The organism is Armatimonas sp., from assembly GCF_043757465.1.
Taxonomy (GTDB): Bacteria; Armatimonadota; Armatimonadia; order Armatimonadales; family Armatimonadaceae; genus Armatimonas.
The window spans coordinates 1-21,915 of sequence record NZ_JAYVPL010000135.1; the positions used below are offsets into that span (position 1 = coordinate 1).

The 21,915-nt window shown below is 60.1% G+C and carries 20 protein-coding genes; 4 read left to right on the forward strand and 16 right to left on the reverse strand.

Annotated elements, in window-relative coordinates:
* Positions 1 to 137: 137 nt before the first annotated feature.
* On the forward strand, positions 138 to 1,166 hold the full coding sequence (locus tag ACH2ED_RS18880) for a glutamine synthetase beta-grasp domain-containing protein (protein ID WP_395094261.1): 1,029 nt from the start codon (positions 138 to 140) through the stop codon (positions 1,164 to 1,166).
* A 65-nt stretch (positions 1,167 to 1,231) separates the two neighbouring features.
* On the opposite strand, the gene ACH2ED_RS18885 is transcribed toward ACH2ED_RS18880, so the two are convergent.
* Positions 1,232 to 2,320, reverse strand: a complete 1,089-nt coding sequence (locus ACH2ED_RS18885) for an NF038122 family metalloprotease (protein WP_395094262.1) — start codon at positions 2,318 to 2,320, stop codon at positions 1,232 to 1,234.
* Positions 2,321 to 2,424: 104 nt separating this feature from the next.
* Here ACH2ED_RS18885 and fdhD point away from each other — a divergent pair, with 104 nt between their 5' ends.
* Both fdhD and ACH2ED_RS18895 read left to right on the forward strand, forming a co-directional pair.
* Complete coding sequence (fdhD, locus tag ACH2ED_RS18890; RefSeq protein ID WP_395094263.1) at positions 2,425 to 3,189, forward strand: formate dehydrogenase accessory sulfurtransferase FdhD; 765 nt, start codon at positions 2,425 to 2,427, stop codon at positions 3,187 to 3,189.
* A complete protein-coding gene (locus tag ACH2ED_RS18895; protein ID WP_395094264.1) occupies positions 3,176 to 5,446 on the forward strand; it encodes an FdhF/YdeP family oxidoreductase in 2,271 nt (756 codons plus the stop codon). The genes fdhD and ACH2ED_RS18895 overlap by 14 nt, the downstream gene beginning before the upstream one ends.
* Here the strand turns inward: ACH2ED_RS18895 and ACH2ED_RS18900 are convergent.
* The 10 genes from ACH2ED_RS18900 to ACH2ED_RS18945 all read right to left on the reverse strand — a co-directional run bounded on the left by ACH2ED_RS18900 (position 5,430) and on the right by ACH2ED_RS18945 (position 14,082).
* Positions 5,430 to 5,669: a PEP-CTERM sorting domain-containing protein gene (locus ACH2ED_RS18900; RefSeq protein ID WP_395094265.1), complete on the reverse strand. Its 240-nt coding sequence runs from the start codon at positions 5,667 to 5,669 to the stop codon at positions 5,430 to 5,432. The two genes, ACH2ED_RS18895 and ACH2ED_RS18900, sit on opposite strands and share 17 nt — an antisense overlap.
* Positions 5,666 to 7,171 carry a DUF1501 domain-containing protein gene (locus ACH2ED_RS18905; protein WP_395094266.1) on the reverse strand — a complete coding sequence of 502 codons (1,506 nt, stop codon included), beginning with the start codon at positions 7,169 to 7,171 and terminating at the stop codon, positions 5,666 to 5,668. The genes ACH2ED_RS18900 and ACH2ED_RS18905 overlap by 4 nt, the downstream gene beginning before the upstream one ends.
* 28 nt (positions 7,172 to 7,199) lie before the next feature.
* On the reverse strand, positions 7,200 to 8,051 hold the full coding sequence (locus ACH2ED_RS18910) for a phosphodiester glycosidase family protein (RefSeq protein ID WP_395094267.1): 852 nt from the start codon (positions 8,049 to 8,051) through the stop codon (positions 7,200 to 7,202).
* Positions 8,051 to 8,644 (reverse strand): hypothetical protein, encoded by a 594-nt coding sequence (locus ACH2ED_RS18915; protein WP_395094268.1) that lies wholly within the window; start codon positions 8,642 to 8,644, stop codon positions 8,051 to 8,053. The genes ACH2ED_RS18910 and ACH2ED_RS18915 overlap by 1 nt, the downstream gene beginning before the upstream one ends.
* A complete protein-coding gene (locus ACH2ED_RS18920) occupies positions 8,634 to 9,212 on the reverse strand; it encodes a hypothetical protein (RefSeq protein ID WP_395094269.1) in 579 nt (192 codons plus the stop codon). Before ACH2ED_RS18920 ends, ACH2ED_RS18915 begins: the two co-directional genes overlap by 11 nt.
* An 8-nt stretch (positions 9,213 to 9,220) precedes the next feature.
* Positions 9,221 to 9,451: a KTSC domain-containing protein gene (locus ACH2ED_RS18925; RefSeq protein ID WP_395094270.1), complete on the reverse strand. Its 231-nt coding sequence runs from the start codon at positions 9,449 to 9,451 to the stop codon at positions 9,221 to 9,223.
* Positions 9,448 to 9,825, reverse strand: coding sequence for a clan AA aspartic protease (locus ACH2ED_RS18930; protein ID WP_395094271.1), 378 nt, complete (start codon positions 9,823 to 9,825; stop codon positions 9,448 to 9,450). The genes ACH2ED_RS18925 and ACH2ED_RS18930 overlap by 4 nt, the downstream gene beginning before the upstream one ends.
* Positions 9,822 to 10,073 (reverse strand): hypothetical protein, encoded by a 252-nt coding sequence (locus tag ACH2ED_RS18935; protein ID WP_395094272.1) that lies wholly within the window; start codon positions 10,071 to 10,073, stop codon positions 9,822 to 9,824. The genes ACH2ED_RS18930 and ACH2ED_RS18935 overlap by 4 nt, the downstream gene beginning before the upstream one ends.
* Positions 10,074 to 10,083: 10 nt before the next feature.
* Positions 10,084 to 13,275 (reverse strand): DUF1553 domain-containing protein, encoded by a 3,192-nt coding sequence (locus ACH2ED_RS18940; protein WP_395094273.1) that lies wholly within the window; start codon positions 13,273 to 13,275, stop codon positions 10,084 to 10,086.
* 96 nt (positions 13,276 to 13,371) lie between these two features.
* A complete protein-coding gene (locus ACH2ED_RS18945) occupies positions 13,372 to 14,082 on the reverse strand; it encodes an NIPSNAP family protein (protein WP_395094274.1) in 711 nt (236 codons plus the stop codon).
* A 119-nt stretch (positions 14,083 to 14,201) separates the two neighbouring features.
* Between ACH2ED_RS18945 and ACH2ED_RS18950 the strand changes: the two genes are divergently transcribed.
* Entirely contained in the window at positions 14,202 to 15,647 is a 1,446-nt protein-coding gene (locus ACH2ED_RS18950) for a cytochrome c peroxidase (protein WP_395094275.1), read from the forward strand.
* Between the two features lie 31 nt (positions 15,648 to 15,678).
* Here ACH2ED_RS18950 and ACH2ED_RS18955 read toward each other — a convergent pair whose 3' ends face one another.
* The 5 genes from ACH2ED_RS18955 to ACH2ED_RS18975 form a co-directional block, all read right to left on the reverse strand.
* Positions 15,679 to 16,692: a CorA family divalent cation transporter gene (locus ACH2ED_RS18955; protein ID WP_395094276.1), complete on the reverse strand. Its 1,014-nt coding sequence runs from the start codon at positions 16,690 to 16,692 to the stop codon at positions 15,679 to 15,681.
* A 45-nt stretch (positions 16,693 to 16,737) separates the two neighbouring features.
* Complete coding sequence (locus ACH2ED_RS18960) at positions 16,738 to 17,922, reverse strand: cation:proton antiporter (protein ID WP_395094277.1); 1,185 nt, start codon at positions 17,920 to 17,922, stop codon at positions 16,738 to 16,740.
* Positions 17,909 to 18,931: an NAD-dependent epimerase/dehydratase family protein gene (locus ACH2ED_RS18965; RefSeq protein ID WP_395094278.1), complete on the reverse strand. Its 1,023-nt coding sequence runs from the start codon at positions 18,929 to 18,931 to the stop codon at positions 17,909 to 17,911. Before ACH2ED_RS18965 ends, ACH2ED_RS18960 begins: the two co-directional genes overlap by 14 nt.
* 53 nt (positions 18,932 to 18,984) lie before the next feature.
* On the reverse strand, positions 18,985 to 20,790 hold the full coding sequence (locus ACH2ED_RS18970) for a hypothetical protein (protein WP_395094279.1): 1,806 nt from the start codon (positions 20,788 to 20,790) through the stop codon (positions 18,985 to 18,987).
* Between the two features lie 67 nt (positions 20,791 to 20,857).
* Positions 20,858 to 21,793, reverse strand: a complete 936-nt coding sequence (locus ACH2ED_RS18975; protein WP_395094280.1) for an NAD(P)-dependent oxidoreductase — start codon at positions 21,791 to 21,793, stop codon at positions 20,858 to 20,860.
* Positions 21,794 to 21,915: the final 122 nt, after the last annotated feature.

Genomic DNA, 21,915 nt, shown 5'->3' on the forward strand with positions numbered 1-21,915 from the left:
TTCTATGCGGCATGGTGCGCAGCGCACCTGTGCCGTGCGGTTGCCGATTCCCCTGTCAGCTAAAGCAGACAGTCCCCTCGGTCGTTTAATTATGGAAACCTAACGGAAACATAAAAAAGGGTAGAATCTTTCTCAGTATGGCAAAAGCAAAACTGGAATATATCTGGCTCGACGGCTATCAGCCGATGCAGAGCCTGCGTAGCAAGACCAAGATTGAAACAGACTTCAGCGGCAAGCTAGAGGACTGTGAGATGTGGTCTTTCGATGGCTCCTCAACGGAGCAGGCCCCAGGCGGTTCGTCGGACTGCCAGCTCAAGCCCGTCTTTATCTGCCCCGATCCGGAGCGCTCCAAGCTAGGCACTCCCGCCTACCTGGTGATGTGCGAGGTTCTCGATGCCTACGGGATGCCACACCGCTCCAATGGCCGCGCGACTATCGAGGACGACGACAACGACTTCTGGTTCGGCTTCGAGCAGGAGTACTTCCTCTACTCTGGCAACAATAAGCCGCTAGGCTTCCCCGACCGTGGCTACCCAGGCCCTCAGGGTCCCTACTACTGCTCCGTCGGTGCGCGTAATGCCTTTGGCCGCGCGACTGTCGAGGATCACCTAGAGCAGTGCCTCCAAGCGGGGCTGAATGTTGAGGGAATCAACGCGGAAGTCGCGACAGGCCAGTGGGAGTTCCAGATCTTCGCCAAGGGTGCCAAAGAGGCGGGCGATCAGATATGGATCGCACGCTACTTACTGGAGCGCATCGGTGAAAAGTACGATATCTGGGTGAACTGGCACTGCAAGCCGCTGGGCGACACCGACTGGAACGGCTCGGGAATGCACGCCAACTTCTCCAACACAGCGCTACGCACGTCGGGTAGCAAGGATGTCTACGACAAGATCTGTCAGGCATTCGCTCCGGAAGACATCATTATGGCCCACATTGATGTCTACGGCCCGGACAACCACCTGCGTCTGACCGGCAAGCACGAAACTGCCCCATGGAACAAGTTCTCCTACGGGATCTCCGACCGTGGCGCGTCTATCCGCATCCCAATTGGTGCTGTTCAGAAGGGCTGGAAGGGCTGGCTGGAAGACCGCCGTCCCAACTCCGCCGCTGATCCCTACAAGGTCGCTTCGCGGATCATCAAGACTGTCAAGACCGCCAAGGTCTGAGATACAACACAAAAGCCCCAGCCAGTAGGCCGGGGCTTTTTTTGTTTTTTGTCCGTCGCTCGCGGCTACGCTCTGCGGCGGCGGCGTGCCGCAATAGCCGGAATCCCCAGCAGCGCCAGCGCAAGCGTGCCCGGCTCCGGGGCGGACAAGGCGCTCAAGTTCCAGCCGATCACATCAAATCCCTGGACATCGCGCGCCGTGATTGTCAGTAGCTCGCCCGTCGCCGCCGTCGGATCCATCACTCCAATCCCCAGGTTATCTTTCCAGTGACTCGCCTGCCGCCCATCACCATGAATTCTGCCCGTGGCGAAGAGTGCCAGGTTGGTGACTCCCCCGTCAATCGAGAAATATGCCCCCGAGTTACCCGCCGTCCAGTCCAGAGTACTATCGCCGCCGTTTGCCAAACTCAGCGCCGAACGTCGGTAGAGATCCAATGGTGAGACAAAAATAAACTGATCGTCGCGAAAGAAACTACTGGTACTATTGGTGTCCAGAACATCTACCCCACTGACAAATCCCAGCGAGTGCCCGATCTCGTGCGCGGCAATCCCCACAAAATCATAAAAACCCGATGTAATCCCATCGCTGGAATCGAAGTCCCAGTTGAAGGCATTGCTAAACGTAATCGAGGCATCGAGAGCCAGGTTCGTCCCGGAAAGCAACCCCAGTGCCTTTGCATTCGCATTATTGACATTAATCGTCGTGTTATTCGCATCGCCATCGTTATCTACGTACGGCGTCGGGCTTCCTGAACCATTGGGGCTGTTGCTGGTGTAGTTGAGCATCAAGTTCACCGCGGGCGCCGCGGGCAGGTGCGCGACGGCGCTGATATCATCCGCAGAGAGTGCATCCGTCAGCAACGCACTACGAACACTCGTGTAGGTGTAGTCCGCGCTCACACTGCTCGCTGAGGCCAAGATACCCGGCCCTAGTGCCGAGAAGCCAATCTCCAGATTGATCGTCACACTATCGGAGAAAAAAGACGACCAGCGCGCCCCTGCCTGCTGAAACCCGGTGGTGGCCTGTGCCGTAATGCCGGCAGGAGCGGGGGTGAGGTTAAACACCAGCTGGGCTTTTGCCGTACTTACCAGGCTCAGGAGGGCTACCGCAGGAGCTCCCAGACCAACCAACAATCGGGAGGGTATTAAACGCATCTCATTATTTCCTTCAATCAAGGGAGGCTACCCCCGCTTTATTATCAGTATGCCTTAATATTCACTGGAGGCGCTAGTTTTTTTCTGTTGGGTACAATCAGGCCATGCGAACGAGCGCAGTCGAGATTCTCCGCGTCGAGGCGGGGAAGCGAACCTATCGAGCGGACTGCCTGGCGGTCGAGGAGCCTTTAACCATACGCGTGAGCGGGGAGGCTCTCTCCATGACAATGCGGACGCCGGGTGAGGATGAGGAGCTTGTGCTCGGGTTTCTCTACGGCGAAGGGGTGATTCAGCGGCGTGCTGACATTCTCCAGCTTCGGGGCGGCGAGGTAACACTCGCACCGGGCGTGGCGCTTCCGCCCCCCCTACGCCGCTTTCCTACCCATGCGGCCTGCGGAATCTGTGGCCGTAGTACGCTTCCCCAAGCTGAAGAGCCACCCCAGCGCAAGGGGGGGCCGCTGTTTCCACAAGCACTTTTTCCGCAGCTCAGTGCGCGAGTTCGTGCGGCCCAGGAAGTCTTCGAGGCCACAGGCGGACTCCATGCGGCGGCTCTGTTCACTGCCGATGGTGCTCTGCTCTGCTTGCGCGAGGATATCGGGCGGCACAACGCGCTGGATAAAGTGATCGGGTGGGCGCTCCAGCAAGCCTTACTCCCCCTCACCGAGCATCTGCTGTTTGTCAGTGGCCGCGTGAGCTACGAGCTGGTTCAGAAAGCTGCCCGCGCTGGTATTCCCGCGCTAGTGGCAGTCGGGGCACCATCGTCGCTGGCCGTGGCGATGTGCCAGGATGCGGATATCACGCTGGTGGGCTTTTTGCGCGGCGAGTGCTTCAATATCTACGCGGGAGAGTGGCGCATTGTCTCAGTCTAAGCGAGAAAAAGCAGCGGCGCAGCCGCCCATTGAAACTCAGGTAACGCTTGGGGAACCCAAGCACTTCGCGGGGGGAAAAAACGCCGTGATTAAGTCCACCGAGGCGATGACCCGAGAGCAGGGCTGGGTACGCGGAGTCAAGACCTGGCTCGCGGTCAACCAGAAAACGGGCTTCGACTGCCCGTCGTGCGCTTGGCCCGACCCCACCGAGCACCGGAGCCGCTTTGAGTTCTGTGAGAACGGGGCAAAAGCCATTGCCAGTGAAGCCACCCGCAAGCGCATCGGGCGGGAGTTTTTTGCCCAACACTCCGTACAGGAGCTCGCGCAAAACTCCGATCTCTGGCTGGATCGCCAGGGCCGCCTCACGGAGCCGCTCGTGCTGCGTCTTGGCAGCGACCACTACGCACCTATCCCCTGGGATGAGGCGTTCGCACTCATCGCGGAGAAGCTCAAAGCACTCGCCTCGCCCGATGAGGCGATTTTTTACACCTCGGGGCGCGCCAGCAACGAGGCGGCCTTTCTCTACCAGCTTTTCGTGCGGCGCTTTGGCACGAATAACTTGCCCGACTGCTCCAACATGTGCCATGAGTCGTCGGGGGTGGGCCTGGGCGAGAGCATCGGCTCGGGAAAGTCCACCGTGACACTAGCCGAGCTAGAAAACGCCGACACGATCTTTGTCTTTGGGCAAAACCCTGGCACGAATCATCCGCGAATGCTCACCAGCCTGCAAAAAGCCGTGCGGCGCGGCGCGAAGCTCGTCGCCGTAAACCCACTCCCTGAGGCCGGACTGACCGCCTTCGCGCACCCGCAGGAGCCACGGGGCCTGCTCGACCAGCCGACCCCTCTAGCCTGCCTGCATCTGCCGGTGCGTATCAACGGCGATGTGGCGCTGCTCAAAGGACTCTGCAAAGCGGTGCAGGAGGCGGGGGCGCAAGACGAGGCGTTTATTGGGGCGCACACGCAGGGCTACGAAGCCTTCTGCACGGACTTAGACGCCACGAGCTGGCAGGAGATCACCGAGGGCTGCGGGGTGAGCGAGGCGGAGATCCGAGCTGCGGGCGTACTGGCAAGCCAAGCCAAGCGACTGGTGCTCTGCTGGGCGATGGGGCTGACCCAGCACAAAAATGGCGTCGCCAATGTCCAGTATCTGGTCAACTTAGTGTTACTACGGGGCATGCTCGGCAAGGACGGTGGCGGGCTGCTGTGCGTGCGTGGCCATAGCAATGTGCAGGGCGACCGAACCATGGGAATCTACGAGAAGATGCCCGACACCTGGCTCGATCGCCTGGGGCAAGTCTTTGCCTTCAACCCGCCCCGCAAGCACGGTCTGGATACCGTCGAGGCGATCCAGGCTCTACACGCCGGTAAAGCGAGTGTCTTCTTTGCACTGGGCGGTAACTTCCTCTCCGCCACCCCGGACACGGAGGCCACGGCGGAGGCGCTACGCCAGTGTAGCCTCACGGTGCAGGTGTCCACTAAGCTCAACCGGAGCCACTTAGTCACGGGAGAGAGCGCGCTGATCCTGCCCTGTCTGGGGCGCACCGAACAAGACACACAGGCCAGCGGCGAGCAGTTTGTCACCGTCGAGGACTCGGTTAGTAATGTGCATGCGTCGCGAGGGACGCTGGGGCCCGCCTCGCCTCTACTCAAGAGCGAACCCGCCATTGTGGCTGGGCTGGCGCAAGCCGTTCTGGGCGACGACTGGTCGGGGTTTGTGAGCGACTACGACCGCATCCGCGAGAAGATCGCCGCCGTGGTGCCCGGCTTTGAGGACTTCAACACCCGTGTGCGCGTCCCCGGCGGCTTTGTCCTGCCCAACCCGCCCCGTGAGCGCCAGTTTCACACCGTCAGCGGCAAGGCGCACTTCACGGTTCACCCGCTCCCTCGGTGGCAGCTCCCTCCAGGCGAGTGGCTCATGATGACCCTTCGCACACACGACCAGTTCAACACCACAATCTACGGCAATGATGACCGCTACCGGGGAATCTACGGCGGTCGCCGTGTCGTGCTGGTGCACCCCGACGATGCCGCGCAAGCGGGTCTGACCAAAGGTGAGCTTGTGGATATTGTCAGTGTCTTCGAGGGCGAGGAGCGCTGCGCCGAGAAGTTCGTGCTGGTTCCCTACGCCCTCCCGCGCCGCTGCTGCGCGACCTACTTCCCCGAGGCCAATGTCCTGATCCCCCTGCGCAGCCACGCCGACAAGTCCAAGACTCCCACCAGTAAGTCCGTGGTTGTCCGGCTTACCCCGAGCAACTAGAGGCACGGCGACGCATGAACAGCACAGAAACGCCCAGCAGCGCCAGCGCAAGTGTGCCGGGCTCGGGTGCCGCCGATAAGCCGCGGCCCAGAAAGAATTTGCCGGGAAGCTCCAGGGAGTGGTGCTGCGCTGCCCCCTTAAAGACCAGCGCACACCGCACATTGCCGTCGGCATCACGCGCCGAGACAATGCGAAAAGTCTTCCAGGTAAACTCCTCGGTCATGCCATGAGTTCTTTGATGACTTTGGCGGGCTCGACTCCGGTGAGCTTCTGATCCAGCCCCTGGTACTTATAGGTGAAGCGCTCGTGATCTATCCCGAGTAGATGAAGCACAGTGGCGTGGAAGTCGTGAACATCGCAGGGGTCTTTGACGATATTGTAGGAGAAGTCGTCGGTCTCGCCGTAGATCGTGCCGGGCTTGGAGCCGCCGCCTGCCATCCACATCGTGAAGCAGCGCGGGTGGTGGTCGCGCCCGTAGTTCTCCTTGGTGAGCCCGCCCTGTGAATAAATAGTGCGCCCGAACTCCCCACCCCAGATAATTAGCGTCTCCTCGAACAGGCCACGGTTCTTGAGATCCTGGATTAATCCCGCACACGCCTGGTCAATGTCTTTGCACTGGCTCGGGAGCCGCCCGGCGACATTGGCGTGGGTGTCCCAGTTATTGAGATAGACCTGGATAAAGCGCACGCCGCGCTCGACCATGCGGCGGGCCGTGAGCGCGGTGTGGGCGAAGCTGCCGGGCTTTTTGGCCGCTTCGCCGTAGAGCTCGTAGGTACTGGCGGGCTCATTTTTAAGATCCGTCAGCTCGGGAACACTGGCCTGCATGCGAAACGCCAGCTCGTACTGCGCGATACGCGTGTGAGTTTCCTCGTCGCCGACGGTCTTGAAGTTGAGCTGGTTCAGCGCCTTCAGGCCATCGAGCGTCTGCCGCCGGACTCCGGTATCCACGCCGGGCGGATTATTGATGTAGAGAATCGGATCGCCCGCCGCACGGAAAGAGCACGCGGCATGCTCGCCCGGCAAGTAGCCCGACTGCCAGAGGCGCGCGGAGATCGCCTGCACCTGATCCGTGTTGCTCGGCTGCGCCACCAGCACGACAAACGTCGGCAGATCGGAGTTCATCGAGCCCAGGCCGTAGCTGGTCCAGGCCCCAAGACAGGGGCGCCCAGTCACTTGATTGCCCGTCTGCATGTAGGTAATGGCGGGTTCGTGGTTGATAGCCTCGGTGTGCATCGAGCGGATGAAGCACATATCGTCCACCATCTTGGCCGTGTTGGGCAAGAGCTCCGAGACCCACATGCCGGATTTGCCGTACTGTTTAAAGGCGAACTTGCTCGGTGCCACCGGAAAGCGCGCCTGCCCACTGGTCATCGTGGTCAGCCGTTGGCCGTTGCGAATAGATTCCGGGAGGTCTTTATCGTACATCTTGACCATCTCCGGCTTGTAGTCGTAGAGATCCATCTGCGGCGGCCCGCCCACCATGTGCAGATAGATCACGTGCTTAGCCTTGGGCGCAAAGTGCAGCTTCGGCAGTGCCCCCGGCACCACCCCCCCAGCCCCCGCCCGGCGGGGGAGCACTTGCGGCGCGGCGAATGCCTCGCCGCCCAGCGCCGAGAGCGCGGCCATTCCCAGGGCGTTGGCTCCGCTGCGTAGAAACTGCCGCCGGGTCTCCAGGCGTACCCACTCTTCGACAAGCGGATGAATCGGTTCTTTATTGTGCTTCATAGCTCTATTATGCCTCAAGTCAATTTCTTTAAGTCAGCTTCTTTGCAAAAATTCCCAGATGGTTGGCAACATGCCGCTCTCGCCCGGGGATCTTGCAGTCAATCGGAGAGTTTAAAATCCCCCGCCCCTGCGCCACTATCGTCGCCGAGCCACCGCCATCCAAGTTGATTGCCACTGTCGCGCCCCGTGCCTGGAGCAGCTCCGCCAGGTCTTTCACCGTCGCCCCCTCGCTGTAGCCTTTTTGCCGTCCGTCAATCACCAGAATCAGGAGCGTCTTTCCCGCCAGCCCGACCGCCACACGAGGGCTTAGTTCATCGTCCTCTGCGCTTCCCTCCAGCGGAAGCCTATGCCCGCCACAAGCGTTCCAGACACTCGGGGGGCGCTCCGAACCAATCTGTACCGTGTTGTCCTTGCTGATCCAGAGTGTGGTCTTAAGCAAGTGTCCATCACTGTCGTTGTAGGGTACCCCCTCGCTGACAGCCACCCCTTCCACCGCCACGGGGTCACCTGGTTTTGGATAGTAATCCCAGATCGTGCTGGAGTACCAGGGATAGAAAAAATCCGCATTGATCGCGATTTGACAGTCGTGCTCCGCCAGAAACGCCGTGGTCTTTTTCCCCACCAGTGGCCGCTCCGAGTCCACTTTTCCGGGTGTGACCAGGAACCGAACTCCCGGCGCACTCAGATCAACGCTCAGCCAGTGCAGCACCATCGGGCGCGGCGCCTGCCTATTCTCCCGCTCGTAGACAATCCCCTCAAAAAGCGCCTCGTGCGCCTCGGCTGGCTGTGGACGCCTGCGCAACATGCGCCAGCTCGTCAGCCCTGCCCCACTGAGCAGCACCGCGCTGCCTAAAACCCCACGCCGTGAAAGCCGAGGCATCAGTCAGCCGTCTCCAAAATGTGCAGCAGTACCCCAAAAAGCTCAGGGAGGTCGGTGAGCGTGTAGCCGGTTGTCTCTAGCACAAACTCCGCTCCGATCAGCTTCCCAAACTTCCACAGCTCACCGTCAGTAACAATGCCAAAGACCGGCAGGCTCGGATTGTCGTTGAGCTTCTGCGCCGCGATCAGCTCCGCCAGACACTGCCCCCAGCCCTGCTCAAAGTCGTTTTTCTTCGCCTCGACCACCACCACAAGCGGCGTCTCCAGCACCGTTTTACCTAGCGCCGATTTCGTCGCGATCAGATAGTCCGGAATCCCGGAGAGCTTCTCGCTGTAGTTCAGCGGCTTCTGAATCCAGAAGGCATAGCGCTCATAAAACCGCTTGTAAGCCTCCCGGAGTAGCGGCGAGATCACCAGCTCGGTGCGCGATGCCTTCGACGTAAAAATATCCATGTTGGCCAGGTTAAACTCAAGGTCGGCCAGAAAGCTCTGCGGCGGCAGAACGGGCGCGGCGAAGAGAAAGCGCTCCTCGCGGTAGGCAATCCCAAACTCCCTCTGCGTCTGTGAGATATTTTTGTAGTCACTAAATGCCATCGTGTTGTCTCACTTCCCCCAAAACGCGCTCCTGCTCCAGCCCCCATAGCCGCCCGCATTCCTCACGCACTCCATCCCAGCGATACTTCTCCTCGTATTTTGCATCATAAGGCTCATGACCTACTTTCTGATAGTAGTCCAACAAAATCCGTCGAACGGGTGCATCGTAAATCAAAGCCGTATCCGAGCAATCATTTGCATACCAAACGCGACTATCTGGGATATTCTCCTCAAACCACTCACCATAGGCAACAAACGCAGTTAGATTGCCACGCTCATATCCAGGACCATAATGCGCGTTTAAAGGCAAATCCACCTCAAGGAATATACTTTTAGGAAATGCCTCCCAGAGCGAAATACCTTTTTTATGTCCTCCGAAAAACGGCAACTGGGGAGCAAAATCCCAATCGGGCATGAGTAGCTTGGCTCTAGCGAACGTCACATACTCTTCACCAAAATCTCCAAATCCAAGATCGAATTTTGCCAGAAACGCCTCGCGCCAGCGTTCCCAGTCTCCCGATGTGGTGGAGTCGGGAAATTGGACGTAGAGAATCGCGCCGGTGGGCATGCGGTTATTTAATATCTCCGGCGCTTTGGCTTCACCTGGTAGTCAGGGTAGCAGTCAATAATCGCACTGCGCATGAACGAGCCTTTGGAATCTGAGGCGAGAAGCTCCTCGTAGACTTCTTTGGGCACGCCAGAGTAGCGATAAACTTTTCCGCTGGTGAAGACGGCTTCTAGCTCCTGCGTCTTTTCGTCGTAGCCGACAGCATCGAGCATGCTAGAGTCCACTTTGGTGTGTGTCATTCTTCGTTTTTCTCCATTGGTGTGATAGAGACTTTACCTTTCTCAACAAACTCAATTTTTAATTCATGTTGCTCTAATAAACTGGTTCCTAAGAGGGGGCGTCTCCCCGTCGCAACGACGGGCACAAGGCACTCCTCATCATTCCAAAGTACCGTGGCAGCGTAGACATCGAATTCTATCGGATTGCCATCCGCAAGCGTGCCGTACGCACGATGCGAAAAAGGCAAGCGCAGGGCTGAGACTGCTTCGGGAGGAAGGGTTAGAAAATCCGTAAAGCCGGTATCCACAACGAACTCGATTCCAAGATTGGGCATTTCCTCCAGACGAAAAACAATATTTAGAAGCGGTCGGCGCTCCAGAACCTGTCCCGTCATGACGTTCGTTCCAGGTACCCTGCAAAAGAAAAAACAGCCTTATAGCCGATTCGGAGCGCGTAGAGATTAGCGAGAGGATGGCGCTCCCGCAGGCGCTTCGACGATTCAATTCCGGTCGCGTCCAGCTCATAGTCCCCAGAATCCACATCGAAAACGACAATCTTTCCAATATTCTCTTTGGTTTCTAGCTGTGGGCGAAAGCGCTGATAGAGTGCCTCCGCCTGTTTTCCAAGGTCGCTGAGTTCCATTTTTATTCTCCTATTTGTTTAGTACTTCATCCAAATTTAGCATCTGGTTGGCGAGCATGGTCCAGGCGGCAAGCTGGCTGGTGTTGAGGCTCGGGTCGGGCTTGGACTCGCCGAAGTTGATCAGCTCACGCGCTTCTTTAGGATTGGCGTCGTAGTGCTTTTTCAGCTCCTCTAAGCTCGTCTCCGTAATGACTTTCTCGGTGGCGGTGAGCGGGCGGGCGAGAAGTCGGCGGGCGATGAAGTCTAAAGCGTTGCCGCTCTTGAGGGCGCGGGTGGCGAGGTGCCGTGCGGCCTCGACAAACTGGACATCGTTGAGCGTGACGAGGGCTTGCAGGGGCGTGTTGGTGCGCTCACGCTTGACCACGCAGGTCTCGCGGTTGGGGGCGTTGAAGAGCTCCATCGAGGCGGGCGGCGCGGCGCGCTTCCAGATCGTGTACATCGAGCGGCGGTAGAGGCTCTCGCCGGTGTCTCTTTTGTAGTCGCGCGTGTTGGAGCCGATCATCGCCACGGCTTCCCAGACCCCATCGGGCTGGTAGGGCCGCACCGACGCGCCGCCGATCTTCTTGACGAGCAGGCCGCTACTGGCCAGGGCGTAGTCGCGCACCATCTCGCCGTCCATCCGGTAGCGTGGGCCACGGGAGAGCAGGCGATTGTCGTGGTCGCGGACTTTCTTGTCGGGCGTGAGCACGGCAGACTGCCGGTAGGTACTGCTCATCACGAGCTGCTTGAAGAAGCGCTTGATGTTCCAGTCCTTCTGGAAATCTAATGCGAGCCAGTCCAGTAGCTCCGGGTGACTGGGCAGCTCACCCATGATCCCGAAGTCCCCGGCGGACTTGACCAGGCCGTTGCCAAAGAGCTCCTGCCAGAAACGATTCACAGTCACACGGCTGGTGAGCGGGTGCCCCGGCTGAAGCAGCCACTTGGCAAGCCCGAGGCGGTTCTTCGGGAGGCTCGACGCCATCGCGGGAAGCGACGCCGGGGTCATCGGGCTGACTTTATCGCGGCGCTTGTCGTACTCACCGCGAAAGAGCACGTAGGCCTCGGGGATGTTTGTCTTCTCATTGGCCACATGCGCCACAGTTCCACGCCCTTTAATGGCCGCCTCTTCGCTTTGCAAGCTCGTCAGCTTCGCGGAGAGCGTCTTGTAGCCCTCGTCGCCCCCGACCAGCCAGCCAGAGAACAGCTCGTCGCGCTGCGCGGGTTTGAGCTTATCACTGCCCAGCGCCAGCAGGTACTCCGAGCGCATCGCTAGGAGCGCCGCCACGTCCTGAGCCGGTAGTGCCCGGTTGTAGAGCCGCAAATCTTGCAGGCCGAGCCCATCAATAAACGCTCCGCCGCTGCGCTGTGCCAGCTTGAAAGGAGTGGTGGTCTTGATCGAGCTCTTGAGACTCTCCGCCTGCACGTCAGTGGCTTTCTCCTGGCCGTCCACATAGACCTTCAGCCCACTGCGCTTCAGGCTACCATCGTAGGTAATCGTGACTAGATGCCATACCTTGGGAGTCAGCGCCTCCTGTGTCACCACTTTGAGCGCGTCCTCGGGCCACTTGGAGACAATATGGCTCCCGACTTTATTGCCCTCCACCCACATGTCCCAGCCCCGGTGCGCATTGCCTTCGTCCATGCGTGCCACGATCGCGCCGCCGGTGTTGCCCTCGGGAAGCTTCACCCATGCGGAGCACGTGAATGCCTGATTGTTCTCAAAGTCTCCCACTTCGGGGAGTACTACCGCACCGCCGGGCTTTTTCTGGAAGGCTTTCTCCGAGAGCTGCCCCTCGGTCCAGTTCGCCCCGGAGCCATCGGCGGTGTAGGTGGCCGCCTGCCCAACATGCGTCACGGCGAGTTCCTTGCCCTTGCCTTCACTGAGCGCGGCCTGAAAGAGTAGCCCCTCAGTGGGCACAGCGAGCGCCGTGCGGGTTGGGGCAGTGAGCCACTTGTCAAAATCCGCCTTTGCCGTCGCCTTGCGTGCCTCGGTGGCTTTCTTGGCCTCGCCCAGCTCTTTCTGGACGAGTGCGAAGCGCGGGCGGTCGGCGTTCACGGGCACTTGGATAATCGGCGGCGTGTCCTTGATATTGCCGTCCATAGCGTTCTGAGTCGTGTTGTTAAAAAACGCGGAGAGGCTGTAAAAGTCTTTCTGCGAGATCGGGTCGAACTTATGGTCGTGGCACACCGCGCAGCCCGCCGTGCTCCCCAGCCAAATCTGCGCCGCCGTCTCCGTGCGATCCCGGGCGTAGAGCACCAGGTACTCCTCGGCGATTGCGCCACCCTCGTTGCTGGTGATATTGCAGCGCGTGAAGCCGGTCGCGATGCGCTGATCCAGAGTGGGCTCGGGCAGTAAGTCTCCGGCGAGCTGCTCGATGGTGAACTGATCGAAGCGCATGTTTTGATTGAACGCGGCGATCACCCAGTCGCGGTAGGCCCACATCTCGCGGTAGTTGTCGAAGTGAATCCCGTGCGTGTCGGCGTAGCGTGCGGCGTCGAGCCAGGCGCGCCCTCTATGCTCGCCCCACTGCGGGCTTGCCATGAACTTATCCACGAGTTTCTCGTAGGCATTGGGCGCAGTGTTACTCACAAACGCCTCAACATCGGCGGACTCGGGGGGCAGGCCGGTTAAGTCCAGCGAGAGCCGTCGTGCCAGCGTCCGACGATCTGCCTCCGGCGCGGGCGTGAGCTTGTTTTGCTCCAGCTTTGCCAGCACAAAGGCATCTATCGGGTTCGCGATCCATTTTGTCCCCCCCGCCGGGCGGGGGATGGGGGGTAGTTTGGGCGCGAGAAAGCTCCAGTGCTGCTCGTACTGCGCCCCTTCACCGATCCAGCGCGTCAGCAGTGCGACTTGCTGGAGCGTGAGCCGCTTGTGCCCGGCAGCGGGCGGCATGCTCCTGGCATCGCTCTGGGGCAGACGGACGCGACGAAGCACTTGACTGGCGAGAGGATCACCCGGAAGAATCGCCCCCTTCGCCCGTGCATCGGCGAGCTTATCGAGGCGCAGTCCGGCTTTTCGTGCCGCCGAATCCGGGCCGTGACAAGGAAAGCAGTTGTCAGCAAGAATGGGCCGAATGTCCTTGTTGTAGGAAAGTTTGGTTTTCGCCTCCCCCTGGCCCCCTCCAGCAAGCGAAGGGGGAGATTGCGACGGCGCGGCTCCTACCCCAAACGAGACGGCCAGCAACCCGGCTCCCAGTCCGATACCCACGATGGTTTTACGCATAGCGAGATTCTAGCACATTCCCCAGCGGGGTTCTACCAAATTATCGGAACGTGCCCAGAGTTTGCCATCTCAGCGGCAGGGAGATGGAGAAGCGCACTACACCAGCGGCGAGTAGTCGGTGGGGGTCAGTAGGAGCGAGACCACGCCGCCGTCTTTGAGCGTCAGTGCCCCACCTGCGTCTTTCTCCGATGCTTCCCGCGCCACCAGCCACGCCGGATCGGTGCGGAAGCTGTCCCAAGACGCCTTACGCGCCGCTTCATTCGGGTAGGCCATGAGATAGACCAGCGTGTTGTCCGCGCCTTTTTGATCGGGATCGAGCTCCCAGTAGGCGATATTGGTCATCTTGTGTTTTTCAAAAAGCCGCGTGGTGTGCTGCCGAAAGCGATTCTGAAGCCGCGCTAAGTTCCCCGGCGACGCGTAGTACGTCCGTAGCTCAAACGCCCGTGGCTGTTTTAGTGGTGTGGATTTTGCGGGGAGCTTGGGCGAGAAGTCCAGCGTGTGCAGAAACTGCGACTCCACTTTGGTCGCCAGCTTGCCGTCTTTTTCGGACTCTTTATAGACTGCCTGCCACTCAGGATCGGCCCCGAAGGCTTTAAACGCCGCGTTACGAAACTCGCGATTGGGATAGGCGAGCACGTAGTAGAGCTTGCGCTCCGGGTTGGCCAGTGGTGTCCAATACCCCACACTGGTCATCCCGTGCTTCTTAAACAGCCCCAGCGTGTGGTTGCGGAAGCGGGCATTGAGGGCATCGAGCTTGCCCTCCCCCGCCGTGTAGATACGAAGCTCGTAGCAGCGTTTGTCGTTCATAGCCCAAATTGTACCCCGAATCGCTCCCATGAACGGGGCGAGTCATCAGGCCCCGCCAGTATGGCGGGTGATTCTCGCTTCATGACTTCTTCACAACTAAGATTTACCCTGAGGCCACTATGGACACAAAAAACTTGCTCCCCCCTCGTCGTCGCTTCGTGATCTCGGCTGCGCTGGGTCTGCAAGCGCTTACCCTAGCAACAATGGGCTGCGGGGGCGGAGGGGGCGGTACCGTCGCTCCTACTCCCACACCGGTGCCCGTCTCCACACCCACTCCCGTCCCCGGTGCAACACCGGAACCCGGTGCAACGCCGACACCCGTACCAAGCGCGACACCAACACCCGTGCCAGGCGCGACGCCGACCCCGGTGCCGGGCGCGACGCCGACACCGAGCCCAACTCCCTCACCAACGCCTACTCCTACGCCAAGCCCGACTCCGACTCCGACTCCGACTCCCACACCCACTCCGACCCCCACCCCAACCCCCACACCCGATCCGTTTGCGGGAACCAAAGAGTACACGACGCTGGATGTGAATAGCCTCTTCAACTACGCAAATCCTGCCTATCCGGTGCACTACGATGCCACTGTGCGCTCCCAGGACAATACGCCCGGCAACAATCCCGTCACAGACCGAGGGGCAACCCTAGGGCGCGTCCTGTTCTTCGACAAGCGCCTCAGCCGCAACGATACGGTGGCTTGTGCGACGTGCCATATCCAGAGCACCGGCTTTGTGGACAACAAGACACTCAGTGTGGGCTTCGAGGGCGGCCTGACGGGAGCGCATAGCATGCGTATCGCCAATGCGCGCTTCTACACGGGAATGCAGATGTTCTGGGATCGCCGCGCGGCAAGCCTGGAAGCCCAGTCTACCCAGCCGATCCAGAACTCCGTCGAGATGGGCTTCGATGCCGCGCACGGGGGCATGGCGGCAGTGGTTGCCAAGATGAACGCACTGCCCTACTACCCCGAGCTCTTTCGCTTTGTTTTTGGAGACAGCACGATCACCGAGGATCGGATCCAGCGCAGCATTGCCCAGTACGAGCGTAGCATGGTCTCTGTGAGTAGTAAGTTCGACACCGAGTTCGCCAAGGTCTTTAACCCAGGGATTCCAGGCCGAGGAGTGGGTCAGCAGTTCGCGGGCTTCACGAATCAAGAGGAGCGCGGCAAGCAGGTCTATCTACTCGCCCCCAACCAGGGTGGCGCAGGCTGCGCCGGGTGCCATAGTGTGCCGACCTTCTCGCTCGATGCCAACTCCCGTAGCAATGGTCTGGATGCGGGCGAGACCCGCATCTTCAAGGCTCCGTCGCTCAAGAACATCGGAATCACCGGCCCCTACATGCACGATGGACGCTTTTCCACGCTGGAGCAAGTGGTGGATCACTACATCGGCGGCGTGAAAGAGGGCCCCGCGCTCGACAACCGGCTCAAAGGGCCGGGCGGCACTCCCCAGCGCCTGCCCCTTCCTGGCACCGACCGCGATGCTCTCGTGGCGTTCTTGCGCACTCTCACCGACAACACGCTCACGAGCGATACCAAGTTTGGTAACCCGTTTAAAAAATAGGAATGCCCCCGCGGGGTATCGGCCAGGAGGGCTACTTCTTTGCTTCGTCCGCCTCCAAGCGAGTGGTGCCCTCTTCCTGGAAGCTTAGCTGAACCCATCCAAGCCGATACGCCAGAAATGCCCCCGTTGTCATCAATGACGCCATTAGAGTGACGGTTGTCCAGAACCCTCTATCCTGAGTCGCGAAGATACGTGCCTGGAAATTCATTCCCAGAACTCCGGCGAGTGTCCCTATGGGAAGCAATAGCACTGTGACTACGGTCAATACTCGCATCACATCGTTTGTTTTCTGAGCAGTCTGTGCTGAGTACATCTCAAATGAGCCAAGAACAAGCTCTCTCGCATTATCAATGCTATCAATGGCTCGCTCCATTTGATTCCACAAAGTCAGAAAAATAGAATCGGATTCCACCATTCCAAAAACAGAGCTAATATCGGGGCGAATCAACGCGCTATACACTTCTCGATGTGGAATAAGAAGTCGTCGAAGTGCCGCAATTTTCTGGCGAAGCTGTCGCAGATTGGGCAGGAGAAGAACTCCAGGCTGCGGTGCCATCGCACGATCGTCCCAGGAATCCACTTCCTTTTCAAGCCGTTCGATAGCACGGAAGAACCCTGTTAGGTGCCAGTCCAACATCGCGGCAAGAAAACTCGTGCCGGAGAGTCGCCCCAGCTGTGAGTCATCCCGAATTTGCCGATCAAAGCTGTCTAGTACCTCAATGGCCCCATCATGTACCGTCACAATCCAGTTGCGCCCCACAAGAAAATACAGGGGCTGCGCCATCTCATCCGCACTTACCGTCAGCACACGGACTTTGAGCCAGGAACCGAAGTTGTCCACGCGAGGACGTGCCCGGCCATCGTCCTCGGCAGGTAAACCCAGGGACGAAATCTCAAGCCAGCTTGCAAGCTCCGTGAGATCCTTCTGTTTGGAACGATCTACATCAATCCAGACAACTTGGGACTCAGCAATCGCGGTAAGTGACGTTTCTGAAAGCGTAATCGTGCGGTCGAACCCGTTTGTGTCAAAAAGCGTAATTTGCATATGGGCCTTTGTATGTAAAAAGCTCGCGCCAGGTTTCAAATCCCGCTATGCTTCCAGTAGCCCCAGGCGCTTGAGCAGCGGGGTGAAGGTCAGCCCCTGAACCACGACCGAGAAGACCACGACACCAAAGGTTGTCGCCAGCAGCTCTTGTCGGTGTGGCAGGCTCGCAGGCAGACCAAGCACCAGAGCGAGTGCCAGTGCGCCTCGAAGCCCCCCCCAGACAAGAATGTGCTGGTGGGCCACAGAGATCGCAAGTACCGAGCGACGCAGAAGAGCGCAGAGAGGGTAGACCGCCACACCACGGCCCAAAATGACCACGAGAATGGCAATCAGGATCGGTAGACCAAAGCGCTGGAGCTGACCGATCAGCCCGTGCTCCTGTGCCCCGATCAACAAGAAAACCACCGAGTTCACCAGAAACGCCGCAAACTCCCAGAACGAGCCCACCGCCTCGCGCCCCGCATCGGAGAGCGCTCCGAGCGAGCCATAGTTGCCCAGGAGCAGGCCACAGCACAGCGTCGCCAGAACACCCGAGCAGTGAAAATATTGTGCCGCCAGAAACGAGCCGTAGGCCGCCACCACCGTGAGCGCAATCTCTACCAGGTGATCGTCGGTTTGTCCCGCGATCCAGAGCACCGCCAACGCGACCAGTAGGCCAATCGCGCAGCCGCCGCCCACCTCACGAAGCAAGTCCAGCCCCATGTGCGTCGCCGAGACCTGGCCACTGGTTGCCCAGGCCAGAACCACGCCAAAGAGTACCGCCGCCGTGCCATCATTAAAGAGGCTCTCGGACTCCACCAGCAGTCGCAAGCGCCCGTGAACTCCTGCCTCTTTGAAAGTGGCAATCACGGAGACGGGATCCGTGGCGGCGATAAGCGTCCCAAAGATCAGTGCCGTCTGCCAGGGCCAGCCCGCCAGAAAGTGCATTCCTACCGCCGTGAGCCCCATCGCCAGGAGCACTCCCACCGTCGCGAGTAGCAAGATCGGCTTGAGATCGGCCCGCAGCTCTTTCCAGGGGATGTAGAACGCGGCCTCAAAGATCAGGGGCGGCAGAAACGCGGAGAAGATCAGCTCCTGTGTCAGCGCGACGCCTGTAAGCATCCCCGTAGCGGAGAGAAGCGCCCCGGAGGCAACTAGTCCTACGGTGTAGGGTAGCCGTAGCCGCCGCCCGATCATGGCAATTAAGCAAACCACCAGTAGCAAAAAAGCAATGCGCTCAATCGTGTGCATCGAATGCGTTCAGTGTCTGAAGTGCCGCCTGCCAGGCTGCGATCAGCCGACCCTCGTAGGTGTCGCTCTCGGCGGGCTGAGCCTTGCCATTAGCCTCCATCCAGGCGATTGTCCGCGCCGCCCCCTCGCGCCAGGAGACACTCTGGCCAGGATAGCCCCCAACGGCCTTGATCTTATCGGTGGTGAAGATACTGGGCCAAGCAAAAATCTCGCGCAGCCCGCCGGTCCAGTCGGGCTTGGCGAGGTCAGAGAGCACGCTGGTGGGAATGTAGACGGGGTTATAGGTCCCACCGACCACCTCGGCAACAATCCGATGGTAATCATTCCACGTGAGATTCTCTTCCCCGGTGATATTGAAGCACTCACCAAGGGCCGCAGGCTTGCCCATCACGGAGATAAAGCCCTCCGCGACATCGTCCACGTGGCAGCTCGCCCAGAGGCCCGTACCATCGCCGGGGACAATCACGGGAAGGCCCTTGCGCAGGCGTTCTGGAAACGTCCCAAACGAACCCCAGCCGCCCACGGGCCGGATAAGCGTCCCGCCCTCGCCGTAGCTATGCGACGGACGCATCACGGTAGCGGGGAAGTCTGGATCACTCAGAAAAAGCTGCTCACAGGCGGCTTTGTTCTTGCCATAACCCCCGACGGAGTGGTAGGGCTCGCTCTCCGGGGTAGGAATCGTGACAGGAGGGCCGGAGTACACACAGACGGTCGAACAGAAGATAAAGTGCCCACAGCGGCCCTTAAACGCCCGAATGCTCGATGCGGCATCATCGGGGCTAAAGCAGATCATGTCCACGACCACATCGTAGTGCTTATCCGCAAAGAGCGCCTCAAACGCCGCGCGATCACTGCGATCCCCGTTAATGATCGTCAGGTTCGGGTGCGCGGGAAGGCGATTCTCACTGCGGCCCCGATTGAAGCAAGTGACCCGCTCGCCACGCTGAAGCAGCTTACGCGCAATCGCCGTTGAAATGAGGCCCGTGCCTCCCAGAAATAAAACGTTCATGCGGCTATTGTACGCGCTTTTACCGCCGGTTGAAACCGGCGTCTGCAATGGCTTCATTCTCCAATAGGCACGTGGATGATCAGCAGGCTATCGGTCGTTCGGGGAGTGGCTCGTCCGCCCTCAATCGCCACCGGAACCAGCTCCTGTGATGTCAGCGCGGTGATCAGCGCCTCATTGGTTCGTGGCACATAGCCGTAGGGGTTCCTGGTCGTGTTCTGCTCGTAGGGCACAGAGCTCGCCAGCATCGGGAAAAATCGCCCTGCCGTCTGCGTACTACCGAGCGATAGAGGTGCGGTAGCAACACTTTGGAGCCAAGTCGTCTCCTGGCCGTCGGCACTAAGACTGATCGTATGGGTCGCGCCAGAAGCCAGCTGGGGGATAAAAGCGCGCACCGTGCCGAAGTGAACCTGAACGGACTCCAGTGTGGCCCCGGTGTTGTTGGTCACGGTGCCTTCCAGAAGAGTTCCCCGGCGCTTCAGGGATGCCATCACGCCCCCGCCCAAGGGCAGATCGGTGGTGTAGAGGCTAACACTGCGCATGGCCCACTGCGGCACGGCAAAGTCCTGGAGGCGCGTGGGCTGACCGGGTACTTGATTCGAACTGAGGCTTGCCAGATCCCCGACCGTCCTAAAGAAAGTCGTATCGGCGGTCGGAGCCGTGAGGCTGTAGGTCGTTCGGTCGGGGGAGTAGAGCCCAAAGCGCGCGACAGCGGCTCCGGTGGTTCGCCCGGCAGCCGTCTCGATCACGGTGGCCGTGTTGTAGAACGCCACCCGGCTCCGTCCCTGACCACCCACGACGTAGGCCCCAAGGGCAAAAGCGCCAGCCAGCAGCGGAGTCGTTCCCCACGCCCACTCGCGCTTGTCGAGGCGGCGTAGGATCACATATTGAAGCGGCACCACGGCAAGTAAGTAGGCTCCCAGAAAGAGCGCGATGGTGGAAAATGGCGGTGCCTGCATCCCCGAGCTTTTCAGCACCTGCGGAAAGAGCCCCGCCGTCGAAGAGGCGTAGTTCTCCTCCTCCTGCCCTGCAAAACGGGCACGCAGAGAACCGACATAGTTCTGGGGTGCCACAAGCGCCTTCACCGAAGGCTGTGTGGCGGTGTGGACAATCCGCCCCGCTCCCAGCAGCTCTACCCGCTCTGCGGTGTCGGTTTCTTCCGGATGCACCAGAACGCCGCCCGCGTTTACCCAGCGCTGCAGCGCCGCCTTTTGTGCCTCGCTCAGCCCCTGCTCGCTGGTCAGGACGACAATTCCAAACTGAGCCAGTGCGCTTGCCTGCTCCGTGAGCTGGCTGGGCGTGGCGGCGACAACGGAAAAATAATCTTCGTCCGGCAGCTCCCTATTCATCCCTACCTGTCCTGGCACACGACGGGGTCCGCCGGGCACGAGTCGGCCCGATGCGCGGTGGACACCACTGACCTGACCATTGAGGCCCTCCCATGCCCCCGCGCTGCCGTCTTTGCTGACCACGAGAACCCGCAGGAGCCCTTCCGGCTTCACGGCGGGGTTCCAGGTCTGCGCCACCACGACCTCGCCGCGTGTGCTGCGCAGCTGTACTTTAGAGGGAAGCCAGCTATTGGCGGCATAGTGAAGACGCAGGGTCACGGTTGCCACCGATGCCCCGGCGGGCAGAGTAACCGGTGCCTGCCACTGCTGCGTCCCCTGGCTGAGGACAACCTCCCCGGAGAAAGCCGCACCGTCCGCCGGGTTGGTGAGAGTCACCGTGACCGGTTGCTCATAACCGGGCATCAGAGCCGCACTGAAGTGCGGGGCGAGTGTTAGTTTTGGCCCCGCCGCCAGTGCTGCGGGAGCAGCAAGCAGGGTCAGGCCAAGAAAAGCCGTCAGGGTTAGGCGTCGCATTACAAATAAACTCCTACTGTCACTAACGTCATTATAGGCATGTCGGTTACGGCTCTCCTAGAAAATTTCACGCATTGACCACATTCCGGGCCGCGCCGTCCCGAAAGGCTCGGATATTTGCACACGTTTCGGCCAGCAGGCGCTCACGAGAGGCCCCCGTCGCCCAGGCATTGTGAGGGGTAATGAGGGTATTGGGTGCGCTCAGAAGTGGGTTATCGGGGGCAGGCGGCTCGGTGGAGAGCACATCCGTGGCAAACCCGGCGAGGTGCCCGGAGTGTAGTGCTGCCGCAACCGCGGCTTCGTCCACGACCGGCCCACGGGCGCAGTTAATCAGCAGCGCTCCAGGCCGGAGTGCCGCGAGAAACGCAGCATTTACCAGAGCGTTCGTCGCTGGAGTCAGTGGGCACTGGAGCAGTACCACATCCGCCTGAGGAAGCGCTTGCTCCAGGGAGTAGGTTCCGGCACGCTGCGTTTTTGTCACGGGCAGCACCCGCATGCCCAGCGCCTCCGCCACTTGCCCGATGCGGCTGCCAATCGCACCATACCCAACCACCACCAGTGTCTTGCCCGAAAGCTCCACCAGCGGCGTCTCCGCCCAGCTCCAGATCCCCCGCGTCTGCCACGCGCCCGCCGCCACCGAAGCCGCGTGCCGCCCCACTTGATTGCTCAGCTCTAGCAAAAGCGCAACGGCATGCTGCGCCGTGGATGCTGTCGAGTAGCCCGCCACATTGCAGAGCGTCACTCCCGCCGCACGCGCCGCTGCGCCGTCTACCACATCGTGGCCCGTCGCCAGAACCGTGACCAGCTTGAGGGCCGGTGCCACCGCAAATGCTTCTACCGAGAGCCGGACTTTATTGAGCACAACCACCTGCGCCTCCGCGAGGCGCCCCGGAAGTTCTTCCAGCGTCGTGTGCGCATGCACCGTCAGCTCCCCAAGACGCTCCAGCTCCGTTAGGTTCAGCCCTGCCAGCGCGGGCGACGCATCCAATACTGTTATCTTCACGGCGTCATTATATCCGCCCACACGAACGTGGGCGTCTGCGGGCGTGCCGCCACAATGTCGCAAGCGACTCTGAGAGTTTTGTTAGTCGCGGAGCGACATCCCAGCCGAAGGCTCACAGACGC

What these genes read in the sequence shown, in the direction of transcription:
- ACH2ED_RS18880 (WP_395094261.1), top strand. Translation starts at nt 138, where the DNA reads ATGGCAAAAGCAAAACTGGAATATATCTGGCTCGACGGCTATCAGCCG.
- ACH2ED_RS18885 (WP_395094262.1), bottom strand. Translation starts at nt 2,320, where the DNA reads ATGCGTTTAATACCCTCCCGATTGTTGGTTGGTCTGGGAGCTCCTGCG.
- fdhD (WP_395094263.1), top strand. Translation starts at nt 2,425, where the DNA reads ATGCGAACGAGCGCAGTCGAGATTCTCCGCGTCGAGGCGGGGAAGCGA.
- ACH2ED_RS18900 (WP_395094265.1), bottom strand. Translation starts at nt 5,669, where the DNA reads ATGACCGAGGAGTTTACCTGGAAGACTTTTCGCATTGTCTCGGCGCGT.
- ACH2ED_RS18905 (WP_395094266.1), bottom strand. Translation starts at nt 7,171, where the DNA reads ATGAAGCACAATAAAGAACCGATTCATCCGCTTGTCGAAGAGTGGGTA.
- ACH2ED_RS18910 (WP_395094267.1), bottom strand. Translation starts at nt 8,051, where the DNA reads ATGCCTCGGCTTTCACGGCGTGGGGTTTTAGGCAGCGCGGTGCTGCTC.
- ACH2ED_RS18915 (WP_395094268.1), bottom strand. Translation starts at nt 8,644, where the DNA reads ATGGCATTTAGTGACTACAAAAATATCTCACAGACGCAGAGGGAGTTT.
- ACH2ED_RS18920 (WP_395094269.1), bottom strand. Translation starts at nt 9,212, where the DNA reads ATGCCCACCGGCGCGATTCTCTACGTCCAATTTCCCGACTCCACCACA.
- ACH2ED_RS18925 (WP_395094270.1), bottom strand. Translation starts at nt 9,451, where the DNA reads ATGACACACACCAAAGTGGACTCTAGCATGCTCGATGCTGTCGGCTAC.
- ACH2ED_RS18930 (WP_395094271.1), bottom strand. Translation starts at nt 9,825, where the DNA reads ATGACGGGACAGGTTCTGGAGCGCCGACCGCTTCTAAATATTGTTTTT.
- ACH2ED_RS18935 (WP_395094272.1), bottom strand. Translation starts at nt 10,073, where the DNA reads ATGGAACTCAGCGACCTTGGAAAACAGGCGGAGGCACTCTATCAGCGC.
- ACH2ED_RS18940 (WP_395094273.1), bottom strand. Translation starts at nt 13,275, where the DNA reads ATGCGTAAAACCATCGTGGGTATCGGACTGGGAGCCGGGTTGCTGGCC.
- ACH2ED_RS18945 (WP_395094274.1), bottom strand. Translation starts at nt 14,082, where the DNA reads ATGAACGACAAACGCTGCTACGAGCTTCGTATCTACACGGCGGGGGAG.
- ACH2ED_RS18950 (WP_395094275.1), top strand. Translation starts at nt 14,202, where the DNA reads ATGGACACAAAAAACTTGCTCCCCCCTCGTCGTCGCTTCGTGATCTCG.
- ACH2ED_RS18955 (WP_395094276.1), bottom strand. Translation starts at nt 16,692, where the DNA reads ATGCAAATTACGCTTTTTGACACAAACGGGTTCGACCGCACGATTACG.
- ACH2ED_RS18960 (WP_395094277.1), bottom strand. Translation starts at nt 17,922, where the DNA reads ATGCACACGATTGAGCGCATTGCTTTTTTGCTACTGGTGGTTTGCTTA.
- ACH2ED_RS18965 (WP_395094278.1), bottom strand. Translation starts at nt 18,931, where the DNA reads ATGAACGTTTTATTTCTGGGAGGCACGGGCCTCATTTCAACGGCGATT.
- ACH2ED_RS18970 (WP_395094279.1), bottom strand. Translation starts at nt 20,790, where the DNA reads ATGCGACGCCTAACCCTGACGGCTTTTCTTGGCCTGACCCTGCTTGCT.